General features: G+C 70.0%; 10 protein-coding genes. 5 read left to right on the top strand and 5 right to left on the bottom strand.

Annotated features, from left to right (window positions below; translation table 11 throughout):
• The first annotated feature begins 16 nt into the window (after positions 1-16).
• From H0B56_RS12935 to H0B56_RS12925, 3 genes are all read left to right on the top strand, one after another.
• On the top strand, positions 17-1,933 hold the full coding sequence (locus H0B56_RS12935; protein ID WP_219632700.1) for a helix-turn-helix domain-containing protein: 1,917 nt from the start codon (positions 17-19) through the stop codon (positions 1,931-1,933).
• A 155-nt stretch (positions 1,934-2,088) separates the two neighbouring features.
• Positions 2,089-3,441 carry a 3-hydroxybutyrate oligomer hydrolase family protein gene (locus H0B56_RS12930; protein WP_425484532.1) on the top strand — a complete coding sequence of 451 codons (1,353 nt, stop codon included), beginning with the start codon at positions 2,089-2,091 and terminating at the stop codon, positions 3,439-3,441.
• Positions 3,442-3,664: 223 nt separating this feature from the next.
• Positions 3,665-5,764, top strand: coding sequence for a heavy metal translocating P-type ATPase (locus tag H0B56_RS12925; protein ID WP_343063876.1), 2,100 nt, complete (start codon positions 3,665-3,667; stop codon positions 5,762-5,764).
• Positions 5,765-5,857: 93 nt separating this feature from the next.
• On the opposite strand, the gene H0B56_RS12920 is transcribed toward H0B56_RS12925, so the two are convergent.
• Both H0B56_RS12920 and H0B56_RS12915 read right to left on the bottom strand, forming a co-directional pair.
• A complete protein-coding gene (locus tag H0B56_RS12920) occupies positions 5,858-6,733 on the bottom strand; it encodes an alpha/beta hydrolase family protein (RefSeq protein WP_180893269.1) in 876 nt (291 codons plus the stop codon).
• A 192-nt stretch (positions 6,734-6,925) separates the two neighbouring features.
• A complete protein-coding gene (locus H0B56_RS12915; protein ID WP_180893268.1) occupies positions 6,926-9,688 on the bottom strand; it encodes a helix-turn-helix transcriptional regulator in 2,763 nt (920 codons plus the stop codon).
• A 555-nt stretch (positions 9,689-10,243) separates the two neighbouring features.
• Between H0B56_RS12915 and H0B56_RS12910 the strand changes: the two genes are divergently transcribed.
• The gene (locus H0B56_RS12910; RefSeq protein ID WP_180893267.1) at positions 10,244-10,384 is read left to right on the top strand and encodes a cupredoxin domain-containing protein; all 141 of its coding nucleotides are present in this window, start codon (positions 10,244-10,246) and stop codon (positions 10,382-10,384) included.
• Between the two features lie 143 nt (positions 10,385-10,527).
• On the opposite strand, the gene H0B56_RS12905 is transcribed toward H0B56_RS12910, so the two are convergent.
• Positions 10,528-11,136 carry a TetR/AcrR family transcriptional regulator gene (locus H0B56_RS12905; RefSeq protein WP_219632699.1) on the bottom strand — a complete coding sequence of 203 codons (609 nt, stop codon included), beginning with the start codon at positions 11,134-11,136 and terminating at the stop codon, positions 10,528-10,530.
• 71 nt (positions 11,137-11,207) lie between these two features.
• On the opposite strand from H0B56_RS12905, the gene H0B56_RS12900 reads away from it, so the two are divergent.
• A complete protein-coding gene (locus H0B56_RS12900) occupies positions 11,208-11,882 on the top strand; it encodes a haloacid dehalogenase type II (RefSeq protein ID WP_180893266.1) in 675 nt (224 codons plus the stop codon).
• An 82-nt stretch (positions 11,883-11,964) separates the two neighbouring features.
• Here H0B56_RS12900 and H0B56_RS12895 read toward each other — a convergent pair whose 3' ends face one another.
• Both H0B56_RS12895 and H0B56_RS12890 read right to left on the bottom strand, forming a co-directional pair.
• Positions 11,965-12,840 carry an alpha/beta fold hydrolase gene (locus H0B56_RS12895; RefSeq protein ID WP_180893265.1) on the bottom strand — a complete coding sequence of 292 codons (876 nt, stop codon included), beginning with the start codon at positions 12,838-12,840 and terminating at the stop codon, positions 11,965-11,967.
• 78 nt (positions 12,841-12,918) lie between these two features.
• Positions 12,919-13,098: a hypothetical protein gene (locus H0B56_RS12890; protein ID WP_180893264.1), complete on the bottom strand. Its 180-nt coding sequence runs from the start codon at positions 13,096-13,098 to the stop codon at positions 12,919-12,921.
• Positions 13,099-13,311 lie beyond the last annotated feature (213 nt).

The raw sequence follows: 13,311 nt of genomic DNA, 5'->3' as shown, positions 1-13,311 counted from the left end.
GACGACGAGGAGAGCCGTGGCACACGGAGGCGAAGCCCCGAACCCGCCGGGCGAGGCTGCCGGCGTGGGTGCCTTCCTGCGTTTGCTGGCCAGGGAGGCGCAGGCGGTGGAGTTCGAGCGGCCCGTGCTGGACGCGCGCCTGCAGGGTGCCTCCGAGGAGGTCCTCGACGAGCTCGAACGCGCGAAGGACCTCGCGCTCCAGGTACGGGGGCTGCTGGAGCGGCGGCGGCGCAGCGAGGCCGAGCTGTCCGCGCTGTTCGACACCGTAGCCGACCTCGCCACCCTGCGCGATCTCGACGCCGTGCTGGAAGCGATCGTGCGGCGCGCGCGCAAGCTGCTCGACACCGACGTCACCTACATGACGCTCAACGACGAGGAGCGCGCCGACACCTACATGCGGGTCACCGATGGTTCGGTCTCCGCGCGTTTCCAGCAGCTGCGGCTGGACATGGGTGCCGGGCTCGGTGGGCTCGTCGCGCAGACGGCGATCCCGTACGCCACGGCGAACTACATGGCCGACGACAGGTTCCGGCACGAGGGCGAGATCGATGACGCGGTCGCCGAGGAAGGCATCGTCGCCATCCTCGGCGTGCCGTTGCGACTGGGTCCGCGCGTGCTCGGCGTGCTGTTCGCGGCCAACCGCAGCGCGCGGCCCTTCGAGCGCGAGGAGGTCGCGTTGCTCGGCTCCCTCGCGGCGCACGCTGCGGTGGCCATCGACAATGCCCGGTTGCTCGCCGAGACCCGTTCCGCGCTCGAGGAGCTCAGCGCCGCGAACGCTGTCATCCGGGAGCACAGCACCTCGGTCGAGCGTGCGGCCGAGGCGCACGACCGGATGGCCGAGCTGGTGCTGCGCGGCGGCGACGTGACCGACCTCGCCGAGTCGGTCGCGGGCATCGTCGGTGGTGAGCTGATGGTGTTGGACTCCGACGGGCGCAGGCTCGCTGCGGTCGGCACCATCGAGCAGGTCGACGCGGAGCAGCTCTCCGCGGCCATGGCCTCGGCCCGCAGCCTCGGCCGCACGGTCCGGCGGGGCGACCTGTGGGTCACCGCCGTCGGCGCGGGATCCGAGCACCTGTGTGGGCTGCTGCTGCGTGCCGACCACGAGCTCTCCGAGACCGACCAGCGGATCCTGGAGCGTGCCGCGGTGGTCACCGCGCTGCTGTTGCTGTTCCGGCGCAGCGTCATGGAGGCGGAGATCCGGGTACGCGGCGAGCTGCTCGAGGACCTGGTGAGCAAGGCTGCCGAGGAGCCCGAGACGGTGCGGGAACGTGCCCGCAGGCTCGATATGGACCTCGACCGGCAGCACGTGATCCTGGTTGCCCGTTGCCAGGATCAGCTGCGCCAGCGGTTGGCGTTCCACGCCGCGAGCCAGGCCTCCACCCGCGGGGGCCTGGCCGCGCAGCGGGACGGAGCGTGCGTCCTGCTCCTTCCCGGCGAGGAGGCGGGCGCGCTCGCCCGCGAACTGGCCAGGGACTTCGGGGCGGCACTCGGCGAGCCGGTCACCATCGGAGCCGGAGGGCCTGCGTCGGGTCCGGAGAGTCTCGCCGAGACCTACCGGGAGGCGAGCCGGTGCGCCTCCGCGCTGCTGGCCCTGGACCGCGTCGGTGACGGTGCCGGTGTCGAGGACCTCGGCTTCGTGGGCCTGCTGCTCAGCTCCGAGCGGGACGTGAACCAGTTCGTGCAGCGCACGCTCGGCCCCCTCATCGACTACGACTCCCGCCGCAACACCGCCCTGCTGCGCACGCTGGACGCCTACTTCCGGTGCGCAGGGAGCCCGACGAAGGCTGCAGAGCACGTGCACGTGCACGTCAACACGGTCAACCAGCGCCTGGAACGGATCGGCCAGCTCCTCGGCGAGGACTGGATGCGGCCGGAGCGCTCCCTCGAGCTCCAGCTGGCACTGCACCTGCGCAGGCTCGGCAGCCGCGTGTGATGTGTGCCCGGGCGCCAGGTGTCCCTGTGGCGCGTTGTGTCCCGGCTACCTTGTCCCGCCGTGCACCGGTCACGACACTGACGCGTATTCCCCGCAGTGGAGGGAGATGAGCCGGCGTGTCGTACGTCCGTGCCGCGGTCCCGGCCGCGATCACCATCGTGCTCACCGCAGCGGTGACCGCAGCTGCCCTCGTGCTGCCCCCGGACGGAGCGGTGCGGGCGGGCGAGCGTTGCGAGCGTGCCGACCGGCTCCGGGTACCCGGGGCGGAACATCAGATCGTGGCCTGTCTCGACGACGTGACCACGGCGGGAACCACCGCCTCCGGGCACACCGACCCGGAGGACTGGGCGGGCCTGCATGCGCCTGGCACGCGCAACCCCAGCGGTGTGCCGGGCATCCAGGTCGACGGCTACTTCCCGGACGACTCCTCGTTCAACGGCACGCACGGCTGGGACCACGACTCCCAGTTCGTGATCCGCCTGCCGGACCAGTGGAACGGTGGCGTGGTGGTGACCGGGGCACCGGGGGTGCGCGAGCAGTACGCGAACGACTTCATCATCGGCGACCGGGTGCTCGACCGTGGCTACGCCTTCGCGTCGACGGACAAGGGCAACGTCGGTACCGAGTTCTACCGGGATGGCGACCGTCCGGGGGACGCCGTCGCCGAGTGGAACGAGCGGGTCACCGAGCTGACGCGGGCGACGAAGGCCGTGGCGCGGCAGCTCTACGGGCACATGCCGCGCCGCACGTATGTCGCGGGCATCTCCAACGGCGGGTACCTGGCACGCTGGCAGCTGGAGAACCGCCACCACCTCTACGACGGGGGAGTCGACTGGGAAGGCACGTTGTGGCGCCCGGACGGCCCCAACCTGTTCACCTACCTGCCCACCGCGCTGCGCGAGTACCCGGACTACGCCCTGACCGGCGACGAGGAGGCGCACGACGCCATGATCGATGCGGGGTTCGCCCCCGGCTCGGAGTTCCTCTGGGAGTACCACTACGGCGTCTACTGGGATCTGACCCAGCGGATCTACCGGGAGGAGTTCGATCCCGGCTACGATGGCGACACCGAGGCGGGCACGCCGTTCTGCCGTCCGGGCACACCTCAGTGCGATGCCGACTACGACTATCACCACCGCCCGGAGAGCGTGCACGACGCCGTGGAGAAGGTGTCGTTGACCGGGCGAATCCAGCGCCCCATGATCACCCTGCACGGCACCCTGGACGCGCTGCTTCCGATCCGTACCGACTCCGATGTGTACGCCGAGATGGTGCGCGAGGCGCACCGTGCCAAGAGGTTCCGTTACTACCGGATCGAGGGTGGCAACCACGTGGACGGGCTGCACGCTGCCTACCCCGAGCGGCTCCGCCCGATGCTGCCTTGCTTCCGCAGTGCCTTCGAGGCGTTGGAAGGGTGGGTCACCGACCGGCGGAACCCGCCGGACAGCGCGACGGTTCCCGAGCCGGAATCCGGGGACGAGGTCAACACCTGCGACCTCGCGGGTTAGCCGTCCCCGGCAGTCCGCACCTGCCGCCGTCGCTCGTCGGTTACCGTACCAGCGTCACCGCCCCATCCAGGTGCCTTTGACGCGCGAACGTTCCCAGAGGATTCGCCGTCGAGCCTATCCCGCGTGCTCCTGCGCGGACCTCACCCCGGCACCGAGCGCATCGGCAGACTAGTGTCGCAGCCTGTGCGCATGGTGCCTGCGCATCGGATCGAGGAGGTACAGCGTGGATCAGCATGACCAGGTGGGCACGGCCGAGCAGCACGGTGGCCGGGACGGCACCGGCCACGCCGGCCACACCGGAGACGGCGCGGAGCACGCCGGACACGGCGACGGGCACGGCCACGACCAGCATGCGGCGCACTCGCCTGCGATGTTCCGGGACCGTTTCTGGCTCTCGCTGGTACTTGCCGTGCCGGTCGTCGTCTACGCGGGGACGGTCCAGGAATGGTTCGGCTATACCGCGCCGGAGTTCCCCGGTGCGGGTCTCGTCGCGCCCGTGCTGGGCACGGTCATCTTCCTCTACGGTGGCTGGCCGTTCCTTGCCGGCGCGGCCGCCGAGGTCCGGGGGCGCCGACCCGGCATGATGCTGCTGATCGGCATGGCGATCACGGTCGCGTTCGCCGCAAGCATGGCAGCCGACGTGGGTGTGTTCGCGGTCGAGGTGTGGTGGGAGCTGTCCCTGCTGATCGTGATCATGCTGCTCGGGCACTGGATGGAGATGCGCGCCATCGGGCAGGCCAGGGGAGCACTGGCCGCCCTTGCCGAGCTGTTGCCGGACGAGGCCGAGCGGGAGACGGGCGCGGGGCACCTCGAGACCGTCCGGATCAGCGAGCTCGGGGTGGGTGACGTCGTCCTCGTCCGCCCGGGCGGGCGGGTACCCGCCGACGGCACGATCGTGCGGGGGCAGGCCGACCTGGACGAGTCCATGATCACCGGTGAGTCGAACCCGGTGACCCGGACCGAGAACGATCGGGTCATCGCGGCCAGCGTGTCCACGGACAGCTCGATCCGCGTGCGGATCGACGCGGTGGGCGCCGACACCGCGCTCGCGGGCATCCAGCGGCTGGTGGCCGAGGCTCAGGAGTCACGCTCGCACACCCAGGTGCTGGCCGACCGGGCTGCCGCCCTGCTGTTCTACATCGCCGTCGCGGTGGCCGTGCTCACCGTGGCGACGTGGGCGCTGCTCGGGGACGCCGACGCGGCCGTCGTGCGGTCGGTGACGGTACTGATCATCGCGTGTCCGCACGCGATGGGCTTGGCGATCCCGCTGGTTACCTCGATCTCGACGTCGAAGTCGGCCCGCAGCGGCATCCTCGTCACCGACCGGCTCGCGCTGGAACGGATGCGCGACGTCGACGCCGTGCTGTTCGACAAGACCGGAACGCTGACCAAGGGCGAACACGCCGTCACCGGCGTCGCTGCCGTCGACGGCGACACTGACGGCCTGCTGGCGCTCGCGGGCGGGGTGGAGGCCGAGAGCGAGCACCCGCTTGCCCGCGCCATCATCGCCGAGGTGCGGGAGCGGGGGATGGACCCGCGGCCCGCGACCGACCCGCGTGCCATGGCCGGGCGCGGCGTGGAGGCCACGGTGGACGGTCACAGCGTCGCCGTCGGCGGGCCGGCCCTGCTGCGCGAACGCGACCTGGAGATTCCCGGCGAGTTGCTGGAAGAGGTCGGGCAGTGGCAGCAGCGTGGTGCCGCGGTGCTGCATGTCGTGCGGGACGGCCGGATCGCGGGTTCGCTCGCGCTCGAGGACCAGATCCGGGCCGAGTCGCGCGCGGCCGTCGATACCCTGCACCGGATGGGCGTCACGGTCGGCATGATCACCGGAGACTCCCGCCAGGTCGCCGAGGCCGTCGCGGCCGAGCTCGGCATCGACGAGGTCTTCGCCGAGGTACTTCCGGAGGACAAGGACCGCGCCGTGGCCGACCTGCAACGGCGCGGTCATACGGTGGCGATGGTCGGCGACGGGATCAATGACGCGCCCGCGCTGGCTCGCGCCGATGTGGGAATCGCGATCGGTGCCGGTACCGACGTGGCCATCGAGTCCGCCGGGATCGTGCTCGCCTCCGACGACCCGCGTGCCGTGGTGGCCGTCCGGCGGTTGTCTGCGGCCAGCTACCGCAAGATGGTGCAGAACCTGTGGTGGGCAGCCGGGTACAACGTGGTGGCGATCCCGCTCGCCGCAGGCGTGCTGGCGTGGGCGGGCATCGTGATGCCCATGGCCGTCGGTGCGCTGCTGATGAGCCTGTCCACGATCGTCGTGGCCCTCAACGCCCAGCTGCTGCGCCGCGTCGACCTCCGCTCGCAGGCGGTGGGGTAGGGGTGCGGGCCCCATCGAGCGAGTACGGCTCGATGGGGCCCGGCAGCACGGTCGCGCTGCGGAGTCGCCCGTCCGGTGCCTCGTGACCCGGTACTAGCCCGAGTACGAGCAGGTTTCCCGGTACTCCTCGATGTTGCGCGAGCGCGGGGCGGGGCAGAGGAACTGCTCGTAGCGGGTGTCGTTGTCGACGAACCGCTTGAGCCACGAGATGCTGTACTTCGCGATCGTGGTGTTGGAGTAGTTCGGTGCGAAGTGGCTCGCGCCGTCCAGCTCCATGTACGCCTTGTCCAGCCTGCGCGACAGGCTCTCGTAGAACGGCTCGGAGTGCGAGCGCACCGAGGCGATGCTGTCGTTCTCGGCGCCGATGATGAAGGTCGGCACCCGCACGCCGGACCAGTTCTTCTGGGTGTTCCACGGCGCCAGCGGGATCGCCGCCTCGAGCGACGAGTCGTCCTCGGCGGCTTCGAGCGCGCCGCCGCCACCCATCGAGTGCCCCATGACGGCGAGCCGCTCGGCGTCGACGCGGTACCGCACCGAGCTGCGCTCGGTCAGGTAGTCGAGCGCGGCGAGCAGCTGCCTGCCCCGGCTTCCCGGGTAGTCGTAGCGGCTGTTGGTGTCGATGGTGAACACGACGAAGCCTTGCGAGGCGAGCCGCGGGCCGTACCAGCTCATGCTGGACTCGCTCGCGGTGTAGCCGGGCGCGATGGCGACCGCGCCGAACGTGCCCTCGCTGGTGTCGGTGGGGTAGTAGATGGTGCCCCCACCGAAGCCGGAGACCCAGCTGGACACCGACGTGGTGTCGACGTCGAACGGCCCCGTGGTGGCCTCGATGCTCTCCTCGGTCGGGTCGGGGCCACGCTCGTACGGGTTCTCCTGGGCACTGGCCACACCCGTGCCTGCCGCGCCACCGACGATCACCAGGGTGGCGAGCGTGGTGGCGACAGCTCGTCTGAACCGCGTTCGGGTCATGCTGACTGAGTAGATGAGTCGGGAACGCACGGTGTCGATTCCTCTCGTCGGGAGAAACACCCGGCGGTGTGGCCGGGTGTGCTCGCCTGATGACGAGCGGTTGCCGATTCTCGCGGTCCGGCAGCGCCCCCGGTATCGGTGAAATCGCCAGTACCGCCGATTCGCATCGATGTCCTGCCCGGCGGCCCGGTTCTACCGGTAGAGCGTCGCGAGCTCGACACGTGAGCGGATACCCAGCCTGGCGAAGATGTTGCGCAGGTGGTGGTCGACCGTGCGGTGGCTGATGAACAGCCGCGTCGCGATCTCGCGGTTGGTGGCGCCTTCGGCGACGAGCTCGGCGATATGCGCCTGCTGCGGGGTCAGCTCGCCCGGGGAGTGACCGGAAGGCTGCTCCACAGGGTGTCCGCAGGCGCGCAGCTCGCGCCGGGCCCGGTCCCGCAGGCGGTGCGCGTCCAGATCGTCGAAGATCCGCACAGCCTCGCCGAGCAGCTCGCGGGCCTGTCCCGGCCTGCGGTGTCGGCGCAGCCGGTAAGCGAACAGGAGCTCGGTGTTCGCCAGGTCGTAGGACGCGCCCGCGCGGCGGTGCAGCTCGATCGCCTCGGCGAAGTGTTCGGTGGCCGCGCCTTCGTCCTCGGCGAGCAGCGCGCGGCAGCGGTGGGCCAGGGCGAGGCGAGCGAGTCCGCCTGTCGTGCTTGCCCACGGTTCGAAATGTTCCAGCGCGCGGGATGCGCTGTCCCGATGGCCGCAGCGTACGGCCGCTTCGACGAAGTGCGGTATGGCCATGACGCGGATGGGGGTGTAGTGCCACAGCCGGCCCGCCGTCATGCGGCGGAAATGCTCCAGCGCGTCGGCTGGACGGTCATCGGCGAGGTCGGCGCACGCGGCGGCCCAGCTCGCCAATGCGCCGGGCCTTCCGAGGCCCCGCTCGAGGACTGCCGAGGCAGCGTTGTCGAGGCGCAGCTCTGTGGTTTCCCGGTCGCCCTGCAGCGCTGCCAGCATCGCCAGGATCGTCAGGTGGTCGATGGCGCAGTTCGACTGGCCGAGCGACTCGGCGAGGTGCAGCCCTTCCATCGAGCTGCTGACCGCCTGCGCGTGCTGACCGGAAAGCAGTGCCGACATCGACGCGTACACCAGTGCCCAGGGTGCGCGGGCGAGGTTTCCGGTGGCCTTGGCGCCCGCCACCGCCTGCAGGGCCATGTCCCGGGCAACAGGTGCGTCCCCGAGGGTGAACGCCGCCTGGCTCGCCAGCGTCTTCGCTGTCGGGTCGACCACCGCCTCGCCGAGCAGGACGACGTTGCGCAGCGGACCCGCGGCAGCAGTGTGGCGCCCGCTGAAGGTCGCCGACATCGCGGTGAAGTGTTCCAGCACCAGCCGGACCGCTGGGCCTTCCTCGGCCTCACGCAGGTGCGCGGCGTCCAGCGCGGTGGCGCAGTAGCGTGCGTTGTCGCCTGCAACGCAGCTCGCCTCCCCTGCGAGCAGGAGCGTTCTGGCTGCCAGCGTGCTGTCGGTGCTCGCGAACCGGCGGGCCGTACTGAGCAGATCGGCCGCAGCCACCGACGGGTCGCCGCGACGCAGCTCGATCTCCCCGGCAAGAGTAGCCGCGCTACAAGCGAGTCCATCGTGGACGAATGGGCCGGTCGACCGCAGCACCGTGCGGGCGCGTCGCGGGCGCCCGTTCGCCCAGTGGTCGGACGCGGCCGAGACCAGGCGCCGCTGCCTGTCCTCGCCTTCGGCGGTGAGCGCGGCGGCCCGCTCGCCCGCCACCGCGGCGTCCCGGTACCTGCGCGACCGCCGGAGCGACTCGGCAACCGACTCGAGCTCGTGCGCCAGAGCGGGGGCCGGGGTGCTCACGGTGGCCGCACGGTGCCACGTCCACCGGTAACGATCCCGGGCCGGGTCGGTCGCGCGTGCCAGCATCCGGTGTGCCCGCTTCCGCTCGCCGGTTCCCATGCTCCCCACCACGGCTCCCGGTAGCAGGTCGCCCGACAGCCGCACGGTGTCACCGTGCACGGACAACAGTCCGGAGTCCACCGCGTCATCGAGCCCCCGCGCCGCGCCGCGGAGCCTGCTTATGGTGCTCCGGTCCAGCCTGCCGTCCAGCGCTGCCAGCAGCACCAGCAGCCGGACATCCGGACGGAGGCGTGCGAGCCTGCGCCGGACCGTGCGGCACAGGCGGCTGTCCGGCGGCAGGGCCGAAGGCGGCGCGGCAGGTCCGCTGTGCTGCTCGGCCGTGACGGACGCGGCGAGCTCGGTGAGCGCGAGGGGGTTCCCGCCTGCCAGCTCGACAATGCTGTCGAGCACATCGCGGGGTATTCCCGGACCGAGGTGGTCTTGCAGGACCTGCTCGGCGGTGGCGTCGTCCAGCGGGTCGGCTCGCAGGTGCGGCAGTTCGGACAACCGGTCGGCGCCGCTGGTGCCCGCATCGGCGGCGAACGCGAAGGCGAGTGGAACGGAGCAGGCCCGCCGCGCGGCGAACACGAGCGTGGCAAGGGACTCCTCGTCGAGGTCGTGCACCGCGTCCACGTAGCACAGCGTGGGCTGTTCGGTGGAGGCCGCGGTCAGCAGCGCATGCACGGCCGCGTGCAGCGCGAACGACGGCACCGGCCCGGCACCTGCCGTGCCGGGCGCGAGTGCGGCACGCAGCGCCTGCCGGTGCCCATCGGCCAGGTACTCGGCCCTCTCGGTGAGCCCGCCGAGCAGCTGGTGCAGACCGGCGTAGGTGAGCTCCGACTCGGCCTCGCTCCCGCTCGCGCGCAGCACGCGGAAGCCGTCCGCCGATCGTGCTGCCGCGTCGAGCAGGGTCGTCTTCCCGAGCCCGGGGCCGCCGAGCACGGCCAGCGCCCCGCCCTGACCCCCAGCGGCCCTGTCGAGCAACGCGTCCACCGCGGCGAGCTGGTGTTCACGCCCGCGCACGGGCAGCGAGCGTGCGGGCGTGCCGTCCGACGCTTCGACCATGAGGCCAGTATCACGACTCGATCATGTCGTGAAAAGGTCTCGGAAACCGCATGCGACTGATCAAGTGCTGCTGGTGACGAACCCGGGCCCGCCCCTCATCGGAAAGCGTCAACCCGGCCCGGTCCCCGTCCCACCGCGGCAGGGATGTTGTGCCACGTACTACGATTGCCTTCGGCGAACCCCTGCGCTCACGAGGGCGCCGGTTGTTCGGCGAGAGCCCGCCCGAAATGGTGTTGAGGTGGCCCCGACTTTGCCATCAACCCGAGCGAGTTCCGGGCGGGCCCTCACCTCCAAGTTACTCCCATCGGTAGGCAAAAACACCCTGTTCCCGCAGGTAGGGGAACTGTGGGCGGGACGCGAACCCGACCGGCGGGGCTGTCCGTGGCCGGTGCGGCCAGCAGATCGCCACGGAGTGTGGCTTCATGGGCGCGATGCGCTTTCCCGCGCTTGGTCGGGATCGAGCCGTCCGAGACGTCGTTCTCGCCGGGTACCTACACGTTCGTCGCGGAGAACGAGGGGCAGGTAACCCACGCCCTCGAGGTCGAGGGCTAGGGCATGGAGGAGGAGACCGCGGATCTGGAGCCGGGGGAGTCCGAGAAGTTCACGGTCACGCTGGAAGTGGGCGAGTACGAGATCTACTGTCCCGTCGGTGACCACGAGCACCGTGGCATGAGAACCACGATCACGGTCTCCTGAGCAGGCTGCGCCCGGATCGTGCGCAAGCGGCGACGTCGGCGATCGGGCATCGACGGGATCGGGCTGTCGCCGGCGGCCGACTTGGCTGGATGATGGACACGCCGGCTCCGGATGACCCGCCGGTACATGACACCACGCCACGGCTATTCGGCGCGCGCTGACGGCAGCAGTCGGAGGGCGGCTTGGCGAGCGCGGTGGAGCGGTTCGGTGCCGTGCCGTAGCGATGCGGCGACGGTGGCTCCTTCGAGCAGGAGGAACCATTCCTCGGCGACATCCGCTGGATGGAGGCATCCGGCTTCGGTGGCGAAGGCTTCGAGGTAACGCCGGATGCCTTCCTTGTGGTCGTGGATGATGGCGCGGCCGGGATGGTCGGGGGCGGTGAGTTCGGTGGCGGCGTTGACGAACCCGCATCCGCGGAACTCACCCGCCAGCGCCCAGGTCCGGTAGGCGTCGAACATCGCCTTCAGGCGTTCCTCCGCGGTCATCGACTCGGCGAGGTACGTGTCGAACTCGGCCCACCACCGTCGGTCTCGGGCGCGCAGGTGCGCTGCCACGAGCCCGTCCTTGGATCCGAAGTGGGCGTAGAGGGTGACCTTGGTGACTGCGGCTCGCTCGGCGATCTTGTTGACGCCCGTCGCTCGGATGCCGTGTTCGTAGAACAGCTGTGAAGCGGTGGCCAGGATGCGGTCCGCCGCCGAGGGGGCGTTCTCGGTCCTTCGTCGTGCTTCTGTCACCGCGACGTCTCTCACCATCGATTGGGACTATACAAACCGGTATGTACAGTACCTTTCAGGAAGCTGAATCGCCAACCGAGGGAGGTCCCGTGCCGGCTCGTCCGCACGCCGTCGCTTTCGATGTACTCGAGACCCTGCTGGATCTGGATCCGCTCCGCGAACGGCTGGAGAAGGTCGGCCAACCTGCGCAGTCGCTGCTGCCGTGGTTCATGCGCTTCCAGCGTGACTCCATGGCGCTGACCCTCAGCGGGGATTTCGGGACGTTCGAGTCGGTGGCACGGCAGGCGTTGCGCACCGAGACGGAGCACACCGCCACCGAGGAAGACATCGACCACGTGCTGGAGGGATTCGGCCGGCTACCCGCACACCCCGATGCCGGGCCCGCGCTGCGCAGACTGTCCGAAGCCGGGTTGCGGGTCGGCTGCCTGACCGTCGGCAGCGCGCAGAACACGGCACGGTTCCTGGAACAAGCAGGACTGGCGCGCCACGTGGATCACGTCATCACCGCGGAGCAGGCCGGTATCTGGAAACCCGCCCCATCCATCTACCGCGTTGCAGCCCACGAACTCGGAACATCACCGGAGCACATGGCGCTGGTCGCGGTGCACGCCTGGGACTGCCACGGAGCCAAACGCGCGGGCTGTCTCGCGGGATGGTGTCAGCGACTGGAAGGCCGCTACGGTGACGTTTTCACCGCCCCCGACGTGAGCGGCCCCGATCTCGTCGAGGTCGCCGAACGCCTGTTGCGACTCCCGTCCAGCTGAGGTTCCCGCGAACAGTTCCCGTCCCACGCCCGGGATGGGAACCCCGACGGGCAGCTGCCCTTACCCAGGCGGCGGCAGGGGTTTATCCGGCCGAGCGATCCACTGCGTGGTCGGCCGAGGCACTACTGGCCGTCGTCAGTAAGCGCCGGATCTCGCTGGCGACCCGGTCAGCGGCGTCTTCCATGAGGAAGTGCCCGGCTCCGGCGATGGCGACGAGTTCTGCATGCGGGATGTCCTCGGCGAGTCGCCGGCCGTAGGTCAGCGGCTGCCACTGGTCGAGCTCACCCCAGAGGATGCGTGTCGGCATCGAGAGTGTCTTGAGCCGGGGCGCGATCTGTCGAGTCGGCGTGGAGTCGTAGTGGCGAACCTGGTGTTCGAAGAACGACATGCGCCCGAGCGGTGTGCGATGGGGCGCGAGGTAGGCGTCGAGCACCGCGCCGGACATGTGCTCGGGTTCGGCGACGGTCATGCGTAGTTGGCGGGCCAGCATGTCTTCGAAGTCCTGCTGCGGCATTGCCGCGTAGTCGTCGAGGTGATGGCGGATGATCTCCTGCCAGGTGTGCGACGGCCACGAGTCGTAGCTGACGCTGTCGATGAGCATCAGCCGGTCCACGCGAGACGCGTTGTCTGCGGCGAACAGCTGCGCGATCGCGCCCCCGATGTCGTGGCCGATGAGCGTGCACCGGTGAATGTCCAGCTCTGCGAGAAGCGCGCCGAGCAGCTCCGCTTGGGCCGTCACGGAGGTGTCCCGGCCACGAGGGTGCTCCGAGGCTCCGTATCCCAACAGGTCATAGGCGACGACGGTGTGCCCGCGATCTTCCAAGGGCGGGATCACGTGGCGCCAGATGAACGAATGTGACGGGGTGCCGTGCAGGAACACCAGCGTCTCGCCGGAATCACCCGGGGTGTAGCGGCAGGCGAGTCGTACACCGTCGACGATCACATGTCGGTCCAGCATGAGTTCTCCAAACCTGGTGGTATACCGGTCGGTTTAGCTCCCATGTAAAGCACAGCACGCGCCGGGAAGCATGTCAACCTACCGGTCGGTATACTGGTCACGGATCTCGATCGTGTCCTGGCGAGGACCGCCGCAGCGGGCGCGGGTGTCGAGCGGTGCGAAGTCGCCGTCCACGAGCGCGTCGAACTCATCGCCGGGCAGCGCGTCTCGAGCAAAGCCCACGTGCACACCGAGAGCGAGGAACTTGGTCACCTGCACGCCGCCACGTGACCTGACCGAGCAATCCAGCCGCACGGAGGACGATTTCGACCGACGTAGCGACCGAGCGTCTTCTCGATGCGAGGAGTCGGCACCTCCCCTGGTCAAGGCGATTCCCCGCGTTTCCGCTGGTCAAGCCGGTGCCCCCGGCAGGACTCGAACCTGCGACCTAGAGATTAGAAGATTACTCTGTGTAACCGACATGCTAGCTCA

Origin of the sequence: Haloechinothrix aidingensis (genome assembly GCF_013450155.1) — a bacterium.
Lineage (GTDB): Bacteria > Actinomycetota > Actinomycetes > Mycobacteriales > Pseudonocardiaceae > Haloechinothrix > Haloechinothrix aidingensis.
The sequence above is the reverse complement of the archived record's forward strand: the minus strand, read 5'-3'. Positions and strand labels throughout refer to the sequence as shown.

Excerpts from the sequence above, each read along its gene's own strand:
- H0B56_RS12895 (WP_180893265.1), bottom strand. The coding sequence starts at position 12,840 with ATGCTGGACCGACATGTGATCGTCGACGGTGTACGACTCGCCTGCCGC.
- H0B56_RS12920 (WP_180893269.1), bottom strand. The coding sequence starts at position 6,733 with ATGACCCGAACGCGGTTCAGACGAGCTGTCGCCACCACGCTCGCCACC.
- H0B56_RS12905 (WP_219632699.1), bottom strand. The coding sequence starts at position 11,136 with ATGGTGAGAGACGTCGCGGTGACAGAAGCACGACGAAGGACCGAGAAC.
- H0B56_RS12910 (WP_180893267.1), top strand. The coding sequence starts at position 10,244 with ATGGAGGAGGAGACCGCGGATCTGGAGCCGGGGGAGTCCGAGAAGTTC.
- H0B56_RS12915 (WP_180893268.1), bottom strand. The coding sequence starts at position 9,688 with ATGGTCGAAGCGTCGGACGGCACGCCCGCACGCTCGCTGCCCGTGCGC.